The following is a 22,045-nucleotide window of genomic DNA, read 5'->3' as shown; positions in this document are numbered from 1 at the left end:
TTGAAGAGCGTTACCATCCGGGAAAGGCCCCTAACGCCGCGTGGTAGACGGGGGGAGACGAGTCTCCCCCACGCCACATCCGGCGGGAATCTTCGGAGTGGTGTTGCCCTGACGGTACATCTGCACCCACTCGGGGTCAGGAGCGGACCGCTTAAGCCCCGTCACAACTGCCGGGCCTCCATGCCGCGCTAGCGGGCCCGCGCGTTAGCGGCCTCTCGCTGGACGCGGCGTCACTAGCTTTCCGCATAGCTGTCGTCTTCGGTGAACCCCTTTGCTGCAGCGGCATCCTTTAGGGGTTGCACACCGCCGTCGCCTAGTGTCTCTCTCACTGTGCTAATGAGCTGGTTTACGTAGCGGGTGGTGAAGTAGTTGCGCTGAGACGTGTTGTAGATGCGTTCGGCGAAGTGGACAGATAGAACCGGTCCGTGAACGGAGAGCGTCCCCTCCGGAAACCTTGGACTGAGGGCCTGCTTCCCGAGTCCGATGCGGCGGTTGCTCAGCATCTTCGCCGCTTCCGGAATTCCGTCGCCTAAATACGGGACGACGTCTGCCCAGCACGTCAGGTCTTCGATGTTCAACGTCCTGGGCAAGTCTCTCAGTCGTTCTGCTAGATGGTCGCGGAGCCATCTTCTCCACACTTCCCCGCCATCAATTTTGTCTTCACTGAGGAAGCGCACGACCGCTTGTGCGAAGTCGGCTTCATGTGCCCCGTCGTCGGTAAGCACGCTCTGGTCGAGCAGTGCGCGTCTTGACTCTGGAGTGATGCCCGCAAATGAGGCGATTGAGATGACTAGCGCGAAGAATCGGTATCGAATCTGTGCACCTTTGAGTGCCTCCAGTCGCGCCCACTGTGCAATCGTGCTGTCCAGAAGACCGGCGGCGAGCAACTTATCGTTGTGGCGGGGGTGACGTAAGTAGGAATTCCAAGCCAAGCCGGCAGTGACATCGTCATGGAAAAGCGGCAACACATGTTCAACCGCGAAGGTCTCGTCAGCCATGAAGAAGAAGTACAAGTAACTTGCCAAGGCCGGTTGGGTGGCATCCAGCGCCTGCGGCGGGCCGTCGAGGAGGTTCGTCAAGGCATCTCGTTCTTCATCGCTAAGGCCCGCCCAGTCATCGCGATGCTTTCGCCACCGTCGATCAACTTCGACTGTCCAGTAATGAGCGAGGTCGCCCGGCCAGGAATTGAGATGCAGCGGTACGTTCGAGACGAGGTCCGCGCCGTCCGGATGGGTGAATTTGCGGACCTGCTCCTCCCAGAGACGGAGTGCTGTACGGCGCATGGACGCGAGGGTAGGTGTTTCGTCGCTGTCAACCTGTTTGTTCACCTGCTCTAGCAGGAAACGACTGACGGAGCGCGCGGATTCAATAACACCCACTTGTGATGCAACTCGTGCGACAACTTTGTCGGCGATCCCATCTAGGGTGGCCTTTGCCCAGCCGCCAATGATAGCTTCACGAAGATCTTTTGCTTGAGTTTCGTACTTCCCCAGCTCGTCTATCATTGCCCAGAATTGGTCACCGATCTCGGGTCGAGACTCAGCCACTTGGCTGACGAGAGATAGGGCGTCGCGCCATTCAGGGTGGTCGAAGTTCCGTTTCGAGTAGTCCCGGGCTAGAAGGACCTCAATGGCATCCGCTGGATCCGCTTCAAACAACCTTATGAAGTCCGCCGGTTCCATAGGCAGTTTTCCTCCCCAGGTTCCGCTCGTCATCCAAGTATCAAAGTCAGGATTTTCTCGCGGGGCGAAGTCTGGGTTTGCGGCCTGTGCTGCTGCCAAAGCCGTGCCGGCCTCCGACCAGTCCGGTGCCACTTGGGTCAACCATACGAGCAAGTTGTAGGTCGCGTATCTGATATGTCGGTCATCATCGGGGGAGAATTCCGTAACATCATCGGAGATGCTTGGTCCGGCTTGAGCTGACTTTAGAAGTTGATTGCGGACTTCGTGCGAAGCGCTTGCGGTCGTCACTTTAAGTAGGGAGTACGTTTCATGCTTCAGATCAGATTCAAAGAGAACAGACTTTCGGAGCAACCACGAGATCTTCTCGTCAGCTGTCCTCGAAGCGTCAAGTGCTAGCAGGTGTATGGCCAGGCGTCGGAAGAGTACTCCATTGCACGACCACCATCGGTCGGGCAAATCCGGTCGTGAGGTCAGAGCTTTCTCACCATAGGCTCGTAATCCAGTGATGACGGCGTCCACCGGGCCAAGAAATTCATCCTGCTCGTGAGGTTCAATTGCTGAGCGGCCGACGCTCAGGGGATCCCACGGGCGTTGGCCGTGGTAGGAGTCGAGCAGGTCGTAGGCAGCGCTCAGGGATTCTTCCAGCACGTTTCCGAGTATGGAGTCGCCGGGTGCTCTTACCTCGATCACCTTTAAGACGTGCCCGGTAAGGGCGTCCTCCTCCGTTCTCCAGCGGACTTCAGCATCAGGGGCTGCTGTGAGGTCGTCCGCGTCATCAAGGTACCAGCGTTGCTTGAGCACTAGGTAAGGTCTGAGGGCTGCCCGGAGCACAGTCAGGTCCTCGGGGCGGTTATCGGGTACGTACGAGAGAAGGGTCTCTGTAGCGACCGGCATTGATCGGCCTTCCACTGAGGTCGCGAGGAAGGCCTTCCACCGCCGCCCAGCTTCAGCATTCACCTCACTCAGTTTGTCTGCTGCCCAACAGGCCCTTTGGAAAAGGCTATTGCTGAAGGAATGCCCCAGCCGCTGCACTGTCTGTAGCGCTGCCCCGTGAAGGTCCGGCAGCGCAATGAAGTCATGACAGAACCAGTTGCCTAGAACGGTGGCAGCGGCGTCTCCGTCCGTATTATCAAATAGGGCCTTAAACTCCGGCAAGCCTTCCGCCCATTGGAGCCACGCTACCTGGAGATCAGGGTCAACATCCGTGACCGCTTGGACGAAGTGGCGAGCACTCACAGCGTTTACAAGTCGAGCGACGAGATAGTCGTAGTCGACCGGGGTGAGCGTCGGTCCACCAGTTACGAGTTCGATTATCCGCGTATGGTGCTCGGTTTGCCCCATCCGCGCACGGAGGTCCCAGGCCTCCAGTGCGGCAACAAGGGCACCGTGGTCGTTGTCCCGAACTGGATAAGCGATGGTATTTACCCTAAGCCTTGACCACTTAGCGTCGTTGGTCTCCTCGGCCTTCGTAAAGGCATATCGCGGCGTCTCGGACGGCAGACCAAGTGCGAGATACCGCATGATTGGGTCGTCATGGCTATAACCGATAAATAGGACCGTAAAACTCTGGAACATCGGCAGCAGGAACCGTGTAGCCCACGCATTGGTAAGGTACGCGCGCCCGAAGTCGCCATCGGTTAGAACTAGCTCTCGCGGCTCTCGGAGCACAGAGCCGTGAAGATGAACGAGGCCCGTAAAATCGTCCCCCAGTGGCAAGGCAGGACCAATCCAGGTGTCCGCAACTTCAATCCCTTCAGTTACTGCTGCCGTTAAAAGATGATTATCAAAGTTCGTTGTAACTATCCGAAATTGGCCAACGGAAGAAGCCACTCGAACTAGCGCTGCATGAGTTCTGTTAGGCGTGGATTCTTCGCGAGCGATTAGGTCGCGAGCATGTCGGTGAGTATCAAAGCTCGCCGGCATCGTTCCCAAGAAGAAGTCCAGGGCAACAGTGTCATCGAAAGGTACTCGTGCCATATCTGCCAATTGACGCGCCAACTTGTCAAAAAGCGGAAGGCTTGATGGAGCATCGACCGACGCGCCCGCACCGACAAAAAGTACCAAACGCCCAGCAGATTGTGCGTCCAGAACTGCTTCGGGCAGATTGACGTCACTCGTTATCCACACCTGATCCCCCTTTGCGGCACTGCCACCGTTGATGAACTTCCATTGCGCTATCACAACGACAACGCGACAAAACAACATCATCGCACCGATAGGCGTTCTGAAGGTGTGGCGGAGGGGTTCTCTACCGGTGGGCGCCGCTGGACGGTCAGCGGGGCCGGCCTGCCGTTACTTATCAGTGCCCCGCCAAGTCTCCTGAACTCCCCGCGTGTGGACGGAGCTCCCTTCGGGTTGCAACCAGCCCGTCCACCCTCCTGCTCCTCCAGGGATTGCAGATGCCGCATGAACTCTGCATCAGTCCGCCGTAGAAGAGCGGCGATTACGCTTTCCTGCTGCATACGGTCAAGTCGCTCAAGTCGACCGGGAGAGGTGTGGTCGTCCTGCCGCTTGGGGTGCTCTTCCGCGGCAACGCCGAGGCGACCAGCCGCACCGAGCTCATCTAGCGCGAATTCATTGAGGCGATTGTAGGACTGCCGGGAACTGGTTTTACAACACAGGCATCCCGGCTTGTCTGATCGTGCTCGACAAGAAGGACGCTCAGTCACGGACCGGCATTTTCATGATCGACGCCTTTAATGGCTTCGAGAAGGACGGCCCGAAGAATCGTCTCCGCCCGCGCGACATGCACAAGTTCGAACGGGCGCCGTCTTCCGACCGCGGCCAGCAGGACGCGTGAGACATCAGATCAGGCGCGGCTCGATCACGGAGTCTGGCCTCACGGGCCAAATTACCACGGCGGCGGCCGTGGTGACGCTTAGCCAGACGGCCAGTGGCAGCAACTCCGCTCCCGTCTGCGCTTCCATGGGAAGTCATGAACCGGTCTGGGAAATACTAAGCGATAGGCTGGGTGGACTGGACAGGCGGAAGGTAAGCGCAGCGTTTAAAACTGCCGGATAGGCCGCTGCAAAAACAAGGGGGAGAAGTGGCTGAAAGCTTAGAGGACTTCTATGCGCGCATCCGAGTGAGGGATACGAAAAGGTCGGAAGCCACGCTTCAGGCCGATATACGTTCCTTTATTCTGATGGCGCCACTGAACCTACACGAGGACCGCGTACACACCGTGGACATGGAAGCCCAGCTTGGTGATGGGACGCTCCGGCGCATTGACGTGGAAGCCGGCAACCTAATCATTGAAGTCAAGCGGGACTTGACGAAGGCGGGAATCCTGGCCGACGCTGAGAAGCAGCTTGCAGGTTATCTCCGCCAGCGCTCCACAAGCACAGGCGCGCGGTATGTCGGAATCCTAACCGACGGTTCGCTCTGGCGGCTCTACAACTTGGACGTCCTCGATGATGCGGACGAACTTACCCACGTCGTCGAGTTTCGACCCCTCGCCGGGGGACTAAAGAAAATGGTCGACTGGCTTGATAGCGTTCTCGCCGCCCTTGATAACCTGACTCCGACCCCGGAACTCATCGAACGCCACTTGGGCTTTGATTCGCCTGCATTCAAGCTGGATCACCAATCGCTTACCAGCATGTATAGGCGGACCCAGAAACACCCCGAAGTGCGGCTCAAAAAGGCGCTTTGGGGACGCCTCCTGCGGACTGCCCTCGGGGAGCAGTTTACGGACGCTGACGACTTGTTCTGTTCGCATACATTACTGGGCGTGGAGGCCGCAATCATCGCGCACGCGGTTGCCGGCGTGGACATCAGTACTATGAGTGCGCGTGACGTCCTGGCTGGACGCGCCTTCGAGGAAGCCCAAATCTTCAATGTCGTTGAATCGGATTTCTTTGACTGGTTCCTTCACAGCGAGGAAGGCGAGCAGCTCATATCTCAGCTCATCAGGGAGCTAAATCGGTTTGCTTGGAAGAACGTCGAACATGACGTGCTAAAGGTTCTCTATGAGTCGGTGATCTCAAATCGGAAGGACCTTGGCGAGTATTACACGGCGGACTGGGTCGCTGAGAAAGTAGTCCGCGAAGCCGTGACGGATCCTTTGAATCAGTCCACGCTCGACGCAGCTTGTGGGAGTGGAACCTTTGTCTTCCACTCCGCTCGGCTCTACCTGGACGCAGCGGAGTCCTTGGGCCGAGACAATGCCACCGTCTTGGCCGGTCTCCAACATTCGGTGTTTGGCATGGACATCCACCCCGTTTCCGTAATTCTCGCCCGGGTTACCTACCTCATGGCTATCGGACAAGCTCGTTTGCAGTCCAAGCGCGGTAGTGTCGTCGTTCCTGTATATCTCGGCGACTCAATGCAGTGGTCACGTGATGCCGCCATTGAAAACAATCTCGTGACCGTGTCAACTGATATCACCCTGGCCGATATGGCCAGCGCGGAGCAGACGGAAGGCCAGCTCGCGTTGATGTCGGTTTCCCGCGAGCTAGTATTTCCGATCACTGAGCTAACGGATGAAAACAACCGATTTGACGCATCGCGTTTCGATCGCATCGTTGCCGATCTTGCCGATCTCGCAATCACTTACACCAACGAAGCTGATAACACTCCAAACCCTCTCCCGATTTTTAAACGCCACAGAATCAATACGAAAAGGGACCGGGATATCTTCCGGACCACCTTCGAGCTGATGTGCCAGCTGAATGCCCGCAAGGAGAACCACATTTGGGGGTACTTTGTGCGCAACCAGGCACGGCCACTTTGGCTGTCCATGCCCGACTCGCAAGTCGACGTCCTGATTGGCAACCCGCCTTGGCTGTCCCAACGGTTCATGTCCAGTTCGATGCGGACGCGTTTTCGCGAACTCTGCACCCTGCGCGGCTTATGGGTAGGCGGAAAAAACGCGACCCACCAAGACCTGGTGGCAATGTTTGCGGTAAGGGCGATCGAGAAATACCTCAAGCCCGGCGGCAAATTCGCATTGGTCGCCCCGTTGGCCGTTCTCACTCGAGGGCACTACGAGGGATTCCGCAGCGGTAGGTGGAAGATACCTTCATCAAAGGCTGCGGTTGCCCGGGACTACGTAGCTGCAGAGTTTGAAACACCCTGGTCACTGCGGCACATACAGCCCAATTTGTTTCCAGTGCCTTCGTGCGTCCTGTTTGGAACAAGGAGTACTAAGCCCGTCCGATTGCCAGCCAAGGCGATTCAATACTCCGCAAAACTGAAGAGTAACTCCCTCAAGCTCGCCGACGTTGCCCCTCTCTTGGAGGACAAAGTTGTCGATCTGAAGCAGATCAGCGCCTCCGTCACAGCCCTATCTCCCTACACGGACTACGCCCGTCAAGGAGCCAGCCTTGTCCCGCGCTTCCTGATCTTTGTGGAACCAGGGGCTACGTCAGCTCTGGGCGGGGCCTCCGGGCTTACGTCGGTAGTCTCAAAACGGAGCCAGCAGGAGGATAAGAAATACAAAGAGTTGCCCGGCCTATCCGGGAAGGTGGAGGACAAGTTTGTTCGGCCGGTTCTCCTTGGGCAGAGCATTGGTGATTTCAGGATCGTCGATCCCTGGAACGGGGTGCTTCCCATTGAAGATAAGCGCCTCATGACCAAAGCGGACATTGACGCGTACTCGGGCCTCTCCAAGTGGTGGGAACAGGTGGCAGGGGTTTGGACTGCACATAGCGGTTCAACGCTAGACATGTTCGGAAGCATGGACTATCACGGCAAACTCACGGCGCAGTTAGAAAGTTCGTTTCCTCATCGAATCGTTTACACCACTTCCGGGAGCAGGCTGTCGGCGGCCCGCGTCCTAGATAAGGATGCCATCGTCGACACGTCCCTTTATTGGCTCCCGGTGAAGAGCGCTGAAGAGGCACACTACATCGTTGCTGTACTGAATGCGCCGTCCACCACAGTTGGAGTGGAGCCCTATCAACCCGTGGGAAATAACGGCACCCGTCATTTCCATCGGATGCCATTTGAATATCTGAACATTGAGGCATTCAATCCTGGCAATGAGTTGCATACTCGTATAGCCGGACTTGGTAAGTGGGCCGAAGAGGTGGCGGCTACAGTGGATGTTGACGGCCGCAACTTTGTCCCTGCTCGAAAGCTGATTCGCAAAGCCTTGGCGGAGGCAGGTATCACCGAGGAACTAGACGCAGCGGTGTTGGACCTCTTTGGCGAGTAGTGCATCAGGAACTCCGGAAATGAGCTGCTGGTCTTTTGGCGGACTACATCACACATCGTGGCCGATGCAGGGCCGGCTTTGAGGCTTAGTCATCTGGCCGTGTAGACAAACTGTAGACACACCTGTCATTACGGAGAGGTTCGAAGTAGCACGGCATGGACGGGGGAGCGCGCCTGACCTCGCGTAAACAGTACGCAACAGCACCTGATGGCGCTGGGCAAGACGCCCGTGCTCTAACAGTGCATCAGCTGGCAACGCCTACGGGGTTCGAATCCCTCATCTGCCACCCACGGGAAAGGCCCGGGATTCCGCGAAAACTAGCGGAATTCCGGGCCCTTCCTATTCCCCTGAAACCGCCCGTGGCAACACTTTTGCAACACTCAGCCGTGAAATCACAGCGTCGAGCGCGTCGGCGACACCGTCCAGGTCCTCATCGAAGAGGTCCGCATAAGGGGGTCATGGCACAGCTCCTTGTAATCGGCTGTGGCGACGGCCCTGCATCTACTCTGAGGCAACCCCAATTCTTATGTGCGGGAGTCGCGCAAAGGCTGCGCAGCCGGTTAGGCCAGTCGGCGTGAGAGGCTTGCGCTCATGAACTCACGCGTGCTCACCCTCGAAGCGGAAGCAGCCTCCGCGGCGAGCCTCGCCAGGACTGGCCTTACCCTTTTGCGCAACATGGGCAGCCAAGGAGACGCCGACCCGGTGCTTGTCTGCCTATCTACAGCGGCCGAGAAAATGTTGAAACTGACAATCGGCCTGACCGCCTTGGAAACGAACAGGGAATGGCCCTCCAAGGCTGAGATGCAGGCCTTCAGCCACAACATCCTCAAGCTGAACGCGCAGGCCATGGCCGGGATCGCTACGCGTATAGATGATGCCGTCCACCCGCCCGTGGTTTGGCAGGCGGTCAAGGATTCGCTGGAAATCGAGTGGACAGAGCCTTTGCTGAAAGCGCTAGCTAATTACGGTGGCGGAGGCCGCTTCTACAACCTCGACTCTCTCGCCGGAGCGCAGCAACCCCATCCTTCGCCTCCGCTCCTGTGGTGGGAAATGGAGATTGAGATCCTCAAGCGCCGCCCGGAGGTGCTCGAGTCGGCCGATCTAAAGCCCTCCATGGTGGAGGCGAGGCGCCCCTTGAATGCTCATACGGCAAGGGGATTCAGCAGCTGGTGGGAGTTCTATTTTCTGGCTTGGCGGCACGGGGTGATCGGTGGTGACGCCCGCGCCCTGTCCACCAGCATCAAACTCGATGCGGTGTAGCTCCGAGCTGACGGGTGGCCCAGACGTTCACGAAGGTGGCCTAGCTGGCTCGGATTCCGTGGCAACACTTCGGAACACTCGTACCGAAACAGGCGATAGATTGCGTTATCCCCAGCCATAAAATCCGCGGAATTCTGCGGTTTTTGCCGCCTTGCCTACCCTGTATAGAGGTTTCGAATCCCTCATCTGCCATCGGCAGGGGAAGCAGCCCAAAGGAGTTCCCTCCTTAAGCTTAGGATTAGCTTCTATCCCAGAGGCATCCCGCTTCTTGCCAATGACCTGGAGGATTCATGGTCGCCCCACTCGTTATCCCTCTTATGATCGCGGCTGCCGGAGGGCTCGTTGCGGGTGGCAAGGGCGTGATGGACAAAGTTCAAGCCCGCTCGATAGCTGCAGACGCAAAGGGACACCACGATGTTGCTGTGAGCGGACTTAACGAGGTACAAAGCGTCACGCAGGAGATCGTAGAGGGGTACGGGCGAAACCAGCTGCACGCGCAACGGGATACCATCGGCCGTTTCGCTGATTGGATGGAGAATCACTCTCACCTCGTGAACCGTCTTGACCGCCGCATCATCGATGGTGTCGAAGTGCACGTGCCGTCGATTCCGAAGCTGAAGTTTGAGGTCGAACAGGCAAGGATCGGGCTGGCCGGGGGTTTCGGTGCTCTCGGCGCAGCTGCAAGCGCCCAAGGTGCTGCCCTCTGGGGTGTCAGCACCTTCGCGGCCGCCGGCACAGGCACCGCCATATCAGGCCTTTCAGGAGCAGCGGCAACCAATGCCACTTTGGCATGGCTGGGTGGTGGCACTCTCGCGGCCGGTGGAGGTGGCATAGCCGCTGGCGCCGTGGTACTCAACATGATCATGTTTGCGCCCGGTGTCCTCGTCGCCGGTCTCACCGTAGGAGTCCTGGGAGCAAAGGAAAAGACCAAGGCAGTTGCGTATGCCTCGGAGATCAACGTCTCCATCGAACACATAGAGACGGCCAAGGAGCGACTCCTCGCCGTGAGGACGCGCATTGACGAACTGTCCACAGTCCTGTCGCGGCTTGTTTCGCTTGGGGAAGAAGCGCTTGACCAGCTCGAGCTTCTAGACTTCGACCCCGACGGACACGGACGTTTGTTCCTGACGGCGTACCAGTTGATCACCGCGATTGCGGAAGTAATCGATACCCCCGTCACCGACCCCGAAACCGGCGACCCGACCGAAATTTCCGTCAAGATCGTGGAGAAATACTCATGACAACCTCCAAGCGCGTCCCCAACATCACGTCACTCGGCAAAGATACGAAAGGTTTGCTCGGCGTCTCAGGCAACCACCTTTATCTCGGACAGCTCGCCACACAAGTCATTACCGCGATCGATACGTGGGTCAAGGTAGTGCAGGGGGAGGCCACAAGGCGGGAGGAGATCCGCGCCTGGGAGGCGACCCAGCGAGAAAGCATCATCGCTCAACGAGACGTTTTAATAAAGGGTCTTGACCTCACCTTCGACGAACGCAGGGAGACCTTCCGACGTCTCTTCGACTCCCTCGACGATGCGATGAAGAAGGAGGATGCCCAGCTCGCGTCGAGTGTGCTCGAGAAGATCGCGGATCTCGCAAAGTCCAGCCCGTTCAAGGACCTAGGAAATGTTCAGTTTGTCGTCGACGAACTGAAGAAGGGCGAAAGAACCTGGACGTTGTAGGCGGCTGTGATCGGTCTCCACCTCACCGAGCACCGGCTTTCAAAGCTTTCGGGGGTACGAGATGAATTGGCGGGGACCACCCTTTCGGCGACGACTCTCCCTGCGCCGCCAACGTAGCCGGGGTTTGACCCCACTGGGGAGCCGGGCTACCTCCATATCCATAAGGATTTCCAACGCCTAGCATCAACACATGAGGACGAAGCCGACCGCTGAGGGAAATCAATACTCCATGCTTGACTGCCCGCAATGCGACAAAGCCGGGCCGCATTTCTATGTGCTTGAGCGGCGCAAGACCGGAACGGTGTTCCAGTGCGTGCAGTGCCTGGCTATGTTCACAGACGCGTCGCCAGCTATGTCAACCTAAGTGCACAAGGGCGGCAGGGATCACTGGAAACTGATCTCTCGTGGCACCTGCGGAAGAAGATGTTCGGGGTTGAGGCCTTCTCCGAATCGAAAGGCTGTATGACCGCCCCGCGCACAGGCATCTGCCCAGCAGCTGTTTCGGTGCCGCCCCAGGTAATGCCAATGTAGCAACGGGTGTAGCAACGCGGCCGGAGCCGCCGGTGTTCGTGGGTGTCCGCCACCGTACAACTTCCGCGGAACCTAGGGATTTATCGGACGGTGGCGGACACCGATGAAACCCATGCCTATATCTGGGGGTCAAGGGGTCGCAGGTTCAAATCCTGTCAGCCCGACCAAAAAGCGGAAAGCGCCGGAGAATTTCTCCGGCGCTTTCCGCTTTTTTGGGTTTCATGGTCATTCCCGGCTGCGCACCGTCATGTGGACAAATCACCCCGGGAGCCGGGGGTGAAATGTCCGGTTGGGGGTGTCCTGGGTGGTGCAGGGCATGGTGGACAGTCAGCCGAGGGCCGCGTCGAGGGTGACGAAGCCGTAGCCCGCCGCCCGGAGCTGGGAGATCACCTGGGGGAGGGCCGCAGCGTCGAGCGTTGAGCCGTCGTCCGGGTTCGAGCCGAGGTGCATCAGGACGATCTCACCGGGCTGCGCGGAAGCCATGACGCGCTGGACGATAAAGTCCGGGCCGCGCGTTCCGTTCATGGTGCCTTGCCAGCCAAGGGTGTCGACGGTCCACCGGACCGCCGCGTAGCCGGCGCCGTTGACGTCGGCGATCGTGCGCGAATCGCGGGCGCCGAACGGGAAGCGGAAGAACGGGAGCGGGTCGCCTCCTGCGGCCTCGATGGCCCTCTGCGCGCCGCTGATCTCGGCCGCGATCTGGGCGTCGGTCAGGGTGGTGAAGTCCGGGTGGGTCATGGAGTGGTTGCCGATTCGATTCCCCGCGTTGTAGATCAGGGCCGGGTCGGAGGGGAACTGGTTGACCCAGTTTCCGGTGAGGAAGAATGTGCCGGGGACCCCGTTGGCTGTGAGGGTGCTGAGGATGGATCGCAGGCCGGCGTCGTTGGCGCCGGCGTCGAACGTGAGTGCGACAACCTTCTGCGTGGTCGGAATCCGCTCGAGGTCCACGCCCAGGAGCGCTGACGGGACGCTGGTGTAGATGACCTCGATCCTGCTGCTGGCCTCATGCCACAGGATCGAACCGTGCTGGAAGTCGCTGCGTCGTCCGCCCGTGATGCCATACTCGTCGCTGGTCGGGTAGCCGAGCCTGCTGTGCTCCCAACCGAGTGCCGTCCACTGGGCGCGGATGGCTCCATGCACCTCGTGGGCTCCGGTGGCGGGGCTCCAGTAGATCGAGCCCCCGGCGAAGTGGTTGAACCTGCCAACTCCGTCGGGGGTTCCGGTCTCGTCGGTGAGGGGGAAGCCGAGGAAGCCGGCTGGGCCGCCGAGTTCTAGGTAGTGTCCGCCGATTGAGCCGTGTGTTTCGTGGGCTCCGGTGGCGGGGCTCCAGTAGATGGTGCCGCCGGCGAAGTTGTTGTAGCGGCCGGGGATGCCTGGGGTGGCGGTTTCGTCGGTGAGGGGGAAGCCGAGGAAGCCGGCTGGGCCGCCGAGTTCCAGGTAGTGTCCGCCGATTGAGCCGTGTGTTTCGTGGGCTCCGGTGGCGGGGCTCCAGTAGATGGTGCCGCCGGCGTAGTTTTGGGCGCGGCCCCCAGCGATGTCGTACGGGCTGCCGACGGGCGCTCCGAGAAACGATGCGCCGCCGCCGAGCTGCTCATAGTGCTGGACGATCGCGTCGTCGCCAACCTGCTGGACCGCTGCCGACGCCGGAAGGCTCCGCTCCGAGGCTGCCGCTGACGCCGTGGCCGCGGGCGGACCCAGAGCCGTACCCCCGAGGCCACCGCCGAGGGCGAGGGCCAAGGCCATTCCGAGGACGGCGGGTCGGGACCGGCGCATTGTGACCCCTTCGTACTGACCGAGACATGCGAGCCTTGATCAAGACGCTACGCCCCGGGGGCGTGCCCGGGCAGGACCGGAAGTCCCGAATCTGCCCGGGCAGGCCGTGCAACGCCCCGGGTGCCTGATCTTCCTACTTCAGGAACTTGGACGTGCGCCGGTCAGCCAGGATCTTGCCCTTGGTCTGGCAGGTGGGGCAGTACTGCAGTGCGGTATCCGCAAACGACACCTCACGGACGGTGTCGCCGCAGACCGGGCAGGGTTGGCCGGCACGGGCGTGGACCCGCATATGGCTGCGTTTGACGTCCTTGAGATCCTTGGGCGGCTTGCCGGCCGCTTCCGCCAGCGCTGCGCCCAGTACGCTGTGGATGGCGTCGTACAGCACCTGTACGGTCTCCCGGTCCAGTGACTTCGCGATGGCGAAGGGCGAGATGCGGGCCGCGTGCAGGATCTCGTCGCTGTACGCGTTGCCGATCCCCGCGATGACGCTCTGGCTGCGCAGGAGGCCCTTGATCTGCTGCGAACTGCCGGCCAGGATCTCAGCCAGCATGCCGGCGTCGAACGCCTCCGTGAAGGGGTCCGGGCCCAGCGAGGCGATGCCCGGCACCTCCTGCGGATCACGCACCACGTAGACCGCCAGGCTCTTCTTGGTACCCGCTTCCGTCAGGTCCAGCCCGCGCGGACCATCCGGCCCGGAGAAAGCGCCCCGGACCGCGATGAGGCCCTTGCCCATCCGGAGCTGGCTGTCGGCGGGGGAGTCCGTGAAGCGCACCCAGCCGGCCCGTGCCAGATGGAACACCAGGGAAATGCCGCCGGTATCGATGCTGATGAATTTTCCGAACCGCCGGACGCCGGATACGGTGCGGCCCTCGACCGCGTTATAGGGAGGATCGGCCGTCTTGAGCACGGCAAAGGAGACAACCTGCAGCTTGGTGACCACGCAGCCACGCAGCTGTTCATCAAGGAACGCGGCCAGGCCTGCGACTTCCGGCAGTTCCGGCATGGCCTACCCCACCTTCCCCAAAGATGCTGCACCGGTGCTTGCACTCATGGGTTCCATCTTGTCAGAAAGGCCCGTGCCGGCCCCGGCAGTTATGCCTATACTTTCAGCGGCGGCCCGATTTCCGGGCCCCTTGTGACATTGGCGCGTACCCCGATGAAAGGCCCCCCATGAGCAACATTCCCGAAGACCTGTCCTACACCGCCGAACACGAGTGGGTTACCGCCCCGAATGCCGACGGCGTGGTCCGCGTGGGAATCACGGATTTTGCCCAGGACGCGCTCGGAGACGTCGTCTACGCCCAGATGCCCGAGGTCGGCACGAAGATTACGGCAAACGAAGTGGTGGGTGAGGTTGAGTCCACCAAGAGCGTGAGCGACATCTACGCACCCGTTTCCGGCGAAGTCGTGGCACGCAACGACTCCCTGGACAGCGATTCGGCCCTGATCAACACCGATCCCTACGGCGACGGCTGGCTCATCGAGATCAAACTGGCCGAACCTGACGCCGTTGAGTCTTTGCTCAGTGCATCCGAGTACGAACAACAGGTAGGCTAAAGCTAACCGGTATTTCCGGTCCGGCCCCGCGTCGCGGGCATGGCGTCTGCGCACGTCAGAGCCCGGATCGGGAGCCGGCGCCGGACCTGCCGGACAGGACCGGAGACTAACCGTTGGTTGCGGGTTGAGTGCCCGCAACGTCTAAGAGGAGGAATCCATGGCTGGCCACAGACACAACCCTGCCGATGGGGAATACGGCACGGGTGCGGCTAGGTCGTCGGAGACCACCTCGATCCATCTCACCCCCGTCACTGACGAACCCATCATCGCGCCCAAGCTGTCCTCGGAAGAGCGCAACTCGGTGGAGGCCCTGCCTGCCGGCTCGGCGCTGCTCGTTGCCCACAGCGGCCCGAACGCCGGTGCCCGGTTCCTCCTGGATTCGGATGTGACCACCGCGGGGCGCCACCCCGACGCCGACATCTTCCTGGACGACGTCACGGTATCGCGGCGCCACGTGGAGTTCCGGCGCACCGCCCGCAGCTTCGAAGTGGTGGACAAGAACAGCCTCAATGGCACGTACGTCAACCATGACCGCGTGGACAGCGTGGAGCTGAAGTCCGGCAGCGAAGTCCAGATCGGCAAGTTCCGCCTCACCTTCTACCTGAGCCCTGCCACGGCTGCAGGCCGCAGCTGAACCGGGGACCGCTGCCTGTGGCAATGGCACAACCGGAACGCCGGGGCCCCCAGGTCCTGAACATTGGTGAAGTCCTCGCCCAGCTGAGCGCCGACTTCCCGGGCATGACCGCGTCGAAGATCCGCTTCCTGGAGGAAAAAGGGCTGATCAACCCGCGGCGCACCCCCGCTGGCTACCGGCAGTACTCGGATGGCGACGTGGAGCGGCTGCGGTTCGTGCTGGCCCTGCAACGGGACCAGTACCTGCCCCTGAAAGTGATCAAGGACTACCTTGACGCCATCGACAGGGGAGAACGGCCGGAGAACCTGCCGCCCGGCGTCGTGGTTTCCCCCCGCATTGTCTCCGATGAACTGGCCGCCGAACTGCAAAACCGTGGCCGCAAGCTGAGCGAGGAGCAGCTCCGTACCGAGTCCGGCGCCAGCGTACCGCTCCTGCAGTCCCTCCTGAGCTTCGGCCTCATCAGCCACAGCAACGGCCAGTTCGACGAGCACGCCCTCCAAGTGGCCCGCGCCTGCGTCCAGCTGGAAAGCCACGGCCTGGAACCACGGCACCTGAGGCCCTTCCAGGCAGCAGCCGAACGGGAATTCGGCCTGGTGGAACGCGCTGTCGCGCCCCTTGCCTCACGCAAGGACTCGGCATCCCAGGCACGCGCGGCAGAGGCGGCCCGCGAGATCAGCGATCTTTGCCTCACCCTGCACCGGGCCCTGGTGCAGGACCACATCTCACGCATGGACATCTGATGATCGAAGTCGAGATTGTAGGCGTTCGCATCGAACTGCCTTCCAACCAGCCGCTGGTCCTGCTCAAAGAGATGCACGGCGAACGCCACGTTCCCATTTGGATTGGCACCCCGGAAGCCAGCGCCATCGCCCTGGCCCAGCAGGGCGTGGTCCCGCCCCGGCCCATGACCCACGATCTCCTGGTGGACGTGGTGGAGTCGCTGGGCCACTCCGTGGTCAGCGTCAACATCGTGGCCGTGGAGGACAACATCTTCTACGGGCAGCTGCAGTTCGAAAACGGCACCACCGTGAGCTCGCGCGCCTCGGACGCGCTGGCGGTCGCGCTGCGCGCCAAGTGCCGGATCTGGTGTGCCGATTCCGTAATGGATGAGGCAGGCGTCCGCATTACGGAGCACGACGAGGGGGAAGACGCCGAGCCGGGCCCCACCGTGGACGAGGAGCGCGAACTGCGGCGCTTCCGTGAATTCCTGGACGACGTGGAACCAGAGGACTTCGACGGCTAAGGTCACGTTAAGGTTAAAGTTAAGGCTGAAAGTTTCGACACGCCTCTTCGAAGCCCCCGAGGTCTTTGACCTCGGGACCCGCCGGGCCTAACGTCGAAGTATCAAGTTCCCTTGCTTACGGCAGCCGCGCAAGTCACACTGGAAAGTGCGCCCCGCGGAGAAATTACACCCATGGTCTTCATGCCAAGGATGCTGTATCAGTTCCGGGGGAGCGTACGACAAGGAGGATCCAGGTGAGTCCCAAAGGCGAAGCAGGCGGGCTTAAACAGCCCACGGCTGGTGTTGCTGTGCCCGTGAGTGGTGCCCAAGGCCTCCTGTTCACCGAAGACCTGCCGGTACTGGATGAGGACGCCGGCTACCGTGGCCCCACTGCCTGCAAGGCCGCAGGCATCACTTACCGCCAGCTCGATTACTGGGCCCGCACCGGACTCGTCGAACCGGCCGTCCGCGGCGCCGCCGGTTCAGGCTCGCAGCGGCTCTACGGATTCCGCGACATCCTGGTCCTCAAAGTGGTCAAAAGGCTCCTGGACACCGGAGTTTCCCTCCAGCAGATCCGCACCGCCGTGGAACACCTGCGGGAGCGCGGCGTTGAGGACCTGGCACAGATCACGCTCATGAGCGACGGTGCCAGCGTCTACGAGTGCACCTCCGCCGATGAGGTCATTGACCTGGTGCAGGGCGGCCAGGGCGTGTTCGGCATCGCAGTGGGACGCGTATGGCGCGAGGTCGAGGGCAGCCTTGCATCGCTGCCCAGCGAGCACGCCGCCGAACAGTCCTTTCCGGACGACGAACTGAGCAAGCGCCGGGCAGCGCGGAAGATCAGCTGACCCACCCGCAGCCATACGAATAAGGGGCCGCCCTCCAGCTGGAGGGCGGCCCCTTATTCGTTTAAGCGCTGTGGTTTCTGCGGCCTGCGGAACGTCCCGGTCAGCGGGCGCGGCTGCGGAGGCCGCTGCCGGCCGTCATCAGGTTGGACAGCAGGTCGTCAAACAAACCGGCCGCGGACTTTGCCGAATCACCCGGCCAATGGTGGACGGGGTGGGCTGCGCCCTGGATCTGCTGCCAGTTGGCCTGCTCAGGAATGCGCGGGCTCAGCAGGAGTTCGCCGAACATGGACTCCATCTCCGCAAGCCGGTAGGTGTGCTCGGAGGAACCGCTCCGGACCCGGTTGGCAACGATCCCTGCCGGCGAAAGATTGGGCGCAAACTCCTGCTTGAACAGCTGGATGGCCCGCATGGTGCGTTCGGTACCGGCAACAGAGAACAGGCCCGGCTCGGCCACCAGGGCCACTTTGTCACTGGCCGCCCAGGCCATGCGCGTCAGGCCATTGAGCGAGGGCGGGCAGTCGACCAGGACCAGCTGGTAGTCCGCGGCGCCGGCGAGCACGGCGGAAAGCCGCCGGAGATCGCGGCGGCCAAGGTCCGGCCGGTCGTAGATACCGGTGTAGGCGGAGCCGACGGCGACATCCAGGACGGCGGGCCCGGAACCGTTGGAGGGGGCGTGGTCGGCCCAGCTGCTCCGCACCACGTTCTCAGCCAGCTTCGCCCGGCGCGGGCTCTTCAGCATCCTGCCGATATCCAGCTGGTCACCCGGCTGCACGCCTAGGGCGGTGGTGGCGTCGGCGTGCGGATCCAGGTCCACCACCAGCGTGCGGACTCCTGCGGCCAGCGCCGCAGACGCCAATCCTGTGGTGACGGAAGTCTTGCCGACTCCACCCTTGAGGCTGCTGATGCTGACTACTTGCACTTGAGAGACCAAAACCTAACGCCGGATGCCGTGTTGGGGGTAATGTTTGCCTCGGCAGAGCCGAAGCCGGACGGTCCTGCCGCCCTACTCATCATATGTTGATGCGTCGGCGAATCCTGCTTTATCGGGCGTCGGCATGGCACCGACTGTGCTGCCGGGGCGGTTTCCGCCAGCCAGGCTGAAAGCGTTCGGGACATGACGGGAAAATCTGTGACCGTGGCCACAAAGATTTGTGTTTGTCCTTGCAGGTCCTAGACACTGTGACCACTCATCGATCCACCCGCAATGATGCAGGAGAAGTATGTTTTCCAAAGTTCTGGTGGCCAACCGCGGCGAAATCGCGATCAGGGCCTTCCGCGCCGGCTACGAGCTGGGCGCTAAGACCGTTGCCGTTTTTCCCCAAGAGGACCGTAACTCGATCCACCGCCAGAAAGCGGACGAGGCCTACCTGATTGGCGAGGAAGGACATCCCGTCCGCGCATACCTGGACGTGGCGGAAGTGGTGCGCGTCGCGAAGGAGTCCGGCGCAGACGCCATCTACCCGGGCTACGGTTTCCTCTCCGAGAACCCGGAACTGGCACGAGCGGCAAAGGAAGCCGGCATCACTTTCGTGGGTCCGCCCGCCGAAGTGCTTGAGCTCGCCGGCAACAAGGTGGCGGCCCTGAAGGCGGCCCGGGAGGCCGGGGTGCCGGTCCTGAAGTCCAGCGAGCCGTCCAAAGACCTGGACGAGCTCCTGGCCGCCGCCGATGAGATCGGATTCCCCATTTTCGCCAAGGCTGTCGCCGGCGGCGGTGGCCGCGGCATGCGGCGGGTGGACACCCGCGAGGCACTGCCGGAAGCCCTGAAGTCAGCCATGCGCGAAGCCGATGCTGCGTTCGGTGATCCCACCATGTTCCTGGAGCAGGCGGTCCTCCGCCCGCGGCACATCGAAGTGCAGATCCTCGCGGACGCCGAGGGCAACGTCATGCACCTCTTCGAGCGCGACTGCTCCATCCAGCGGCGGCACCAGAAGGTCATCGAGATCGCCCCCGCGCCCAACCTTGATGAGGGCATCCGCCAGGCCCTGTACCGGGATGCCGTGAAGTTCGCCAAGGCACTGAACTACGTCAACGCCGGTACCGTCGAATTCCTGGTTGACACGGAGGGCGAGCGGGCGGGCCAGCACGTCTTCATCGAAATGAACCCGCGCATCCAGGTGGAGCACACGGTCACCGAGGAAGTCACGGACGTGGACCTGGTCCAGGCCCAGATGCGGATTGCCTCCGGAGAGACGCTGGCCGATCTTGGCCTCTCCCAGGACACCGTCCGGCTTCGCGGCGCCGCCCTCCAGAGCCGCATCACCACCGAGGACCCCGCCAACGGGTTCCGCCCCGACGTCGGAAAGATCACCGGATACCGTTCGGCAGGCGGTGCCGGTGTCCGCCTGGACGGCGGCACGGTCTACTCCGGTGCCGAGATCAGCCCCCACTTCGACTCCATGCTGGTCAAGCTCACCTGCCGCGGCAGGGATTACCCCGCCGCGGTTGCCCGCGCCCGCCGCGCACTTGCGGAGTTCCGCATCCGCGGCGTCTCCACGAACATCCCCTTCCTCCAGGCTGTGCTGGATGACCCGGACTTCATCGCCGGGGATGTGGCCACGAACTTCATCGACCAGCGCCCGGAGCTGCTCAAGGCCCGCGTCTCGGCCGACCGCGGCACCAAGCTCCTGACCTGGCTGGCCGACGTCACCGTCAACAAGCCCAACGGCGACCGGGCCGTGCATTCGGACCCGGCCCACAAGCTGCCCGACGTCAAGGACATGCAGGCAGGACCCGGTTCACGCCAGAAGCTTCTTGAGCTGGGCCCGGAAGGCTTCGCGAAGGCACTGCGCGGGCAGAATGCCGTTGCCGTCACCGACACCACCTTCCGTGACGCGCACCAGTCCCTGCTGGCCACGCGTGTCCGCACCCGCGACCTCGTCGCCGCCGGCCCCGCCGTTACGGCCCTCATGCCGCAGTTGCTGTCCGTCGAGGCCTGGGGCGGCGCCACCTATGACGTGGCACTGCGCTTCCTGGGCGAGGACCCCTGGGACCGGCTCGCTGCACTGCGCAAGGCCATGCCCAACGTCTGCATCCAGATGCTGCTGCGCGGCCGCAACACCGTGGGCTACACCCCTTACCCCGAAGAAGTGACCGAAGCTTTCGTCAACGAGGCTGCCGCTACGGGCATTGACATCTTCCGCATCTTCGACGCCCTGAACGACGTCAACCAGATGGCTCCTGCCATCCGCGCGGTCCGGGCCACCGGCACCGCCGTCGCAGAGGTGGCGCTTTGCTACACCGGCGACATGCTGGACCCGGAAGAGAAGCTCTACACCCTGGACTACTACCTGGGGCTGGCGCAGAAGATTGTCGACGCCGGAGCCCACATCCTGGCCATCAAGGACATGGCCGGGCTGCTTCGGCCCGCTGCCGCCGCCAAGCTCGTCGCGGCGCTGCGTGAACGCTTCGACCTGCCCGTCCACCTGCACACCCACGACACCGCAGGCGGCCAGCTGGCTACGCTCCTGGCGGCTGTCGACGCCGGTGTGGATGCCGTGGACGTGGCTTCCGCATCCCTGGCCGGCACCACCAGCCAGGTGTCGGCGTCGGCCCTTGTTGCTGCGCTGGCCCACACGCCCCGGGACACCGGCCTCAGCCTGGACGCCGTCAGCTCGCTCGAGCCGTACTGGGAGGCCGTCCGCCGCGTCTACGCGCCGTTCGAGTCCGGCCTGCCCGGCCCCACCGGCCGGGTGTACAAGCACGAGATTCCCGGCGGGCAGCTCTCCAACCTGCGCCAGCAGGCCATGGCCCTGGGCCTGGGGGAGCGGTTCGAAGCGATCGAGGACATGTACACGGCAGCGGACCGGATCCTTGGCCACCTGGTCAAGGTGACGCCGTCCTCCAAGGTGGTGGGCGACCTCGCCCTGCACCTGGTGGGACTCAACGCGGACCCCGCCGACTTCGAGGCCAACCCGCAGAACTACGACATCCCCGATTCCGTCATCGGCTTCCTGTCCGGCGAGCTCGGCGATCCTCCCGGAGGCTGGCCGGAACCCTTCCGCACCAAGGCCCTGCAGGGCAGGAGCGTCAAGGTCCGCGACGTCGAGCTCAGCGCCGAGGACAGCGCAGCGCTCAAGTCCGACTCCAAGACCCGGCAGCACACGCTGAACCGGCTGCTTTTCGACGGGCCCACCAAGGACTACCTGAAGAGCGTGGAGACATACGGGAACATCTCGGTGCTGGATACCCGTGATTACCTCTACGGCCTCCAGCGCGGCACCGAGCACGAAATCCAGCTGGAACGCGGCGTACGGTTGATCGCCTCCCTGGAGGCCGTGTCGGAGCCGGACGAGAAGGGCATGCGTACCGTCATGTGCACGCTGAACGGCCAGTCCCGTCCCGTGGTGGTGCGCGACCGTTCCGTGGTGAGCAACGTCAAGGCCGCTGAGAAAGCCGATCCCGCGCAGCCCGGCCAGGTGGCCGCCCCCTTCGCCGGTGCCGTCACCGTCACCGTCAAGCCAGGGGAGACGGTCAAGGCCGGAGACACCGTGGCCACCATCGAGGCAATGAAGATGGAAGCGTCCATTACGACGCCGGTAGCCGGCAAGGTGTCCCGCCTCGCCATCTCCGCCGTGGAACAGGTCCAGGGCGGAGACCTGCTGCTGGTCATCGACCAGTAGGCTTCACCGGAGACGGCGAAAGGGTCCTCCCGCTCGTGAACGGCTCCCCGGAAGTTGGACTGATGAATTCAGTTC

The 22,045-nt window shown here is 62.0% G+C and carries 16 protein-coding genes; 12 read left to right on the top strand and 4 right to left on the bottom strand.

Annotated features, from left to right (window positions below):
- Nucleotides 1-233 precede the first annotated feature (233 nt).
- A complete protein-coding gene (locus MRBLMD1_RS13360; RefSeq protein WP_364400454.1) occupies nt 234-3,605 on the bottom strand; it encodes an SIR2 family protein in 3,372 nt (1,123 codons plus the stop codon).
- Nucleotides 3,606-4,177: 572 nt separating this feature from the next.
- Here MRBLMD1_RS13360 and MRBLMD1_RS13355 point away from each other — a divergent pair.
- The 6 genes from MRBLMD1_RS13355 (at nt 4,178) to MRBLMD1_RS13330 (ending at nt 10,786) form a co-directional block, all read left to right on the top strand.
- The gene (locus MRBLMD1_RS13355; protein WP_364400451.1) at nt 4,178-4,249 is read left to right on the top strand and encodes a hypothetical protein; all 72 of its coding nucleotides are present in this window, start codon (nt 4,178-4,180) and stop codon (nt 4,247-4,249) included.
- Between the two features lie 74 nt (nt 4,250-4,323).
- Nucleotides 4,324-4,482 (top strand): hypothetical protein, encoded by a 159-nt coding sequence (locus MRBLMD1_RS13350; protein WP_364400311.1) that lies wholly within the window; start codon nt 4,324-4,326, stop codon nt 4,480-4,482.
- Between the two features lie 246 nt (nt 4,483-4,728).
- Nucleotides 4,729-7,842 (top strand): Eco57I restriction-modification methylase domain-containing protein, encoded by a 3,114-nt coding sequence (locus tag MRBLMD1_RS13345; RefSeq protein ID WP_364400308.1) that lies wholly within the window; start codon nt 4,729-4,731, stop codon nt 7,840-7,842.
- Nucleotides 7,843-8,433: 591 nt separating this feature from the next.
- On the top strand, nt 8,434-9,102 hold the full coding sequence (locus MRBLMD1_RS13340) for a hypothetical protein (RefSeq protein ID WP_364400305.1): 669 nt from the start codon (nt 8,434-8,436) through the stop codon (nt 9,100-9,102).
- Nucleotides 9,103-9,392: 290 nt separating this feature from the next.
- Entirely contained in the window at nt 9,393-10,343 is a 951-nt protein-coding gene (locus MRBLMD1_RS13335) for a hypothetical protein (protein ID WP_364400302.1), read from the top strand.
- Nucleotides 10,340-10,786 carry a hypothetical protein gene (locus tag MRBLMD1_RS13330; protein ID WP_364400299.1) on the top strand — a complete coding sequence of 149 codons (447 nt, stop codon included), beginning with the start codon at nt 10,340-10,342 and terminating at the stop codon, nt 10,784-10,786. The genes MRBLMD1_RS13335 and MRBLMD1_RS13330 overlap by 4 nt, the downstream gene beginning before the upstream one ends.
- A gap of 858 nt (nt 10,787-11,644) precedes the next feature.
- On the opposite strand, the gene MRBLMD1_RS13325 is transcribed toward MRBLMD1_RS13330, so the two are convergent.
- Both MRBLMD1_RS13325 and MRBLMD1_RS13320 read right to left on the bottom strand, forming a co-directional pair.
- The gene (locus MRBLMD1_RS13325; RefSeq protein WP_364400296.1) at nt 11,645-13,090 is read right to left on the bottom strand and encodes a polysaccharide deacetylase family protein; all 1,446 of its coding nucleotides are present in this window, start codon (nt 13,088-13,090) and stop codon (nt 11,645-11,647) included.
- A 133-nt stretch (nt 13,091-13,223) separates the two neighbouring features.
- A complete protein-coding gene (locus MRBLMD1_RS13320) occupies nt 13,224-14,093 on the bottom strand; it encodes an Fpg/Nei family DNA glycosylase (protein WP_364400293.1) in 870 nt (289 codons plus the stop codon).
- Between the two features lie 167 nt (nt 14,094-14,260).
- Between MRBLMD1_RS13320 and gcvH the strand changes: the two genes are divergently transcribed.
- The 5 genes from gcvH (at nt 14,261) to MRBLMD1_RS13295 (ending at nt 17,351) form a co-directional block, all read left to right on the top strand.
- A complete protein-coding gene (gcvH, locus tag MRBLMD1_RS13315) occupies nt 14,261-14,647 on the top strand; it encodes a glycine cleavage system protein GcvH (RefSeq protein WP_159632264.1) in 387 nt (128 codons plus the stop codon).
- Between the two features lie 157 nt (nt 14,648-14,804).
- Entirely contained in the window at nt 14,805-15,281 is a 477-nt protein-coding gene (locus tag MRBLMD1_RS13310; RefSeq protein WP_159632263.1) for an FHA domain-containing protein, read from the top strand.
- Nucleotides 15,282-15,304: 23 nt separating this feature from the next.
- Nucleotides 15,305-16,021 (top strand): MerR family transcriptional regulator, encoded by a 717-nt coding sequence (locus tag MRBLMD1_RS13305; RefSeq protein ID WP_018763526.1) that lies wholly within the window; start codon nt 15,305-15,307, stop codon nt 16,019-16,021.
- Nucleotides 16,021-16,524 (top strand): bifunctional nuclease family protein, encoded by a 504-nt coding sequence (locus MRBLMD1_RS13300; protein WP_056331728.1) that lies wholly within the window; start codon nt 16,021-16,023, stop codon nt 16,522-16,524. Before MRBLMD1_RS13305 ends, MRBLMD1_RS13300 begins: the two co-directional genes overlap by 1 nt.
- Nucleotides 16,525-16,757: 233 nt before the next feature.
- The gene (locus tag MRBLMD1_RS13295; protein WP_018763528.1) at nt 16,758-17,351 is read left to right on the top strand and encodes a MerR family transcriptional regulator; all 594 of its coding nucleotides are present in this window, start codon (nt 16,758-16,760) and stop codon (nt 17,349-17,351) included.
- Nucleotides 17,352-17,451: 100 nt separating this feature from the next.
- Here MRBLMD1_RS13295 and MRBLMD1_RS13290 read toward each other — a convergent pair whose 3' ends face one another.
- Nucleotides 17,452-18,270 carry a ParA family protein gene (locus MRBLMD1_RS13290; protein ID WP_364400288.1) on the bottom strand — a complete coding sequence of 273 codons (819 nt, stop codon included), beginning with the start codon at nt 18,268-18,270 and terminating at the stop codon, nt 17,452-17,454.
- 301 nt (nt 18,271-18,571) lie between these two features.
- On the opposite strand from MRBLMD1_RS13290, the gene MRBLMD1_RS13285 reads away from it, so the two are divergent.
- The gene (locus MRBLMD1_RS13285) at nt 18,572-21,970 is read left to right on the top strand and encodes a pyruvate carboxylase (protein WP_159632261.1); all 3,399 of its coding nucleotides are present in this window, start codon (nt 18,572-18,574) and stop codon (nt 21,968-21,970) included.
- Nucleotides 21,971-22,045: the final 75 nt, after the last annotated feature.

The organism is Pseudarthrobacter sp. LMD1-1-1.1, from assembly GCF_040676255.1.
In the GTDB taxonomy this organism is placed as follows: domain Bacteria; phylum Actinomycetota; class Actinomycetes; order Actinomycetales; family Micrococcaceae; genus Arthrobacter.
The sequence above is the reverse complement of the archived record's forward strand: the minus strand, read 5'-3'. Positions and strand labels throughout refer to the sequence as shown.

Excerpts from the sequence above, each read along its gene's own strand:
- MRBLMD1_RS13360 (WP_364400454.1), bottom strand. The coding sequence starts at position 3,605 with ATGCCGGCGAGCTTTGATACTCACCGACATGCTCGCGACCTAATCGCT.
- MRBLMD1_RS13340 (WP_364400305.1), top strand. The coding sequence starts at position 8,434 with ATGAACTCACGCGTGCTCACCCTCGAAGCGGAAGCAGCCTCCGCGGCG.
- MRBLMD1_RS13335 (WP_364400302.1), top strand. The coding sequence starts at position 9,393 with ATGGTCGCCCCACTCGTTATCCCTCTTATGATCGCGGCTGCCGGAGGG.
- MRBLMD1_RS13330 (WP_364400299.1), top strand. The coding sequence starts at position 10,340 with ATGACAACCTCCAAGCGCGTCCCCAACATCACGTCACTCGGCAAAGAT.
- MRBLMD1_RS13325 (WP_364400296.1), bottom strand. The coding sequence starts at position 13,090 with ATGCGCCGGTCCCGACCCGCCGTCCTCGGAATGGCCTTGGCCCTCGCC.
- MRBLMD1_RS13320 (WP_364400293.1), bottom strand. The coding sequence starts at position 14,093 with ATGCCGGAACTGCCGGAAGTCGCAGGCCTGGCCGCGTTCCTTGATGAA.
- gcvH (WP_159632264.1), top strand. The coding sequence starts at position 14,261 with ATGAGCAACATTCCCGAAGACCTGTCCTACACCGCCGAACACGAGTGG.
- MRBLMD1_RS13310 (WP_159632263.1), top strand. The coding sequence starts at position 14,805 with ATGGCTGGCCACAGACACAACCCTGCCGATGGGGAATACGGCACGGGT.
- MRBLMD1_RS13305 (WP_018763526.1), top strand. The coding sequence starts at position 15,305 with ATGGCACAACCGGAACGCCGGGGCCCCCAGGTCCTGAACATTGGTGAA.
- MRBLMD1_RS13300 (WP_056331728.1), top strand. The coding sequence starts at position 16,021 with ATGATCGAAGTCGAGATTGTAGGCGTTCGCATCGAACTGCCTTCCAAC.
- MRBLMD1_RS13285 (WP_159632261.1), top strand. The coding sequence starts at position 18,572 with ATGTTTTCCAAAGTTCTGGTGGCCAACCGCGGCGAAATCGCGATCAGG.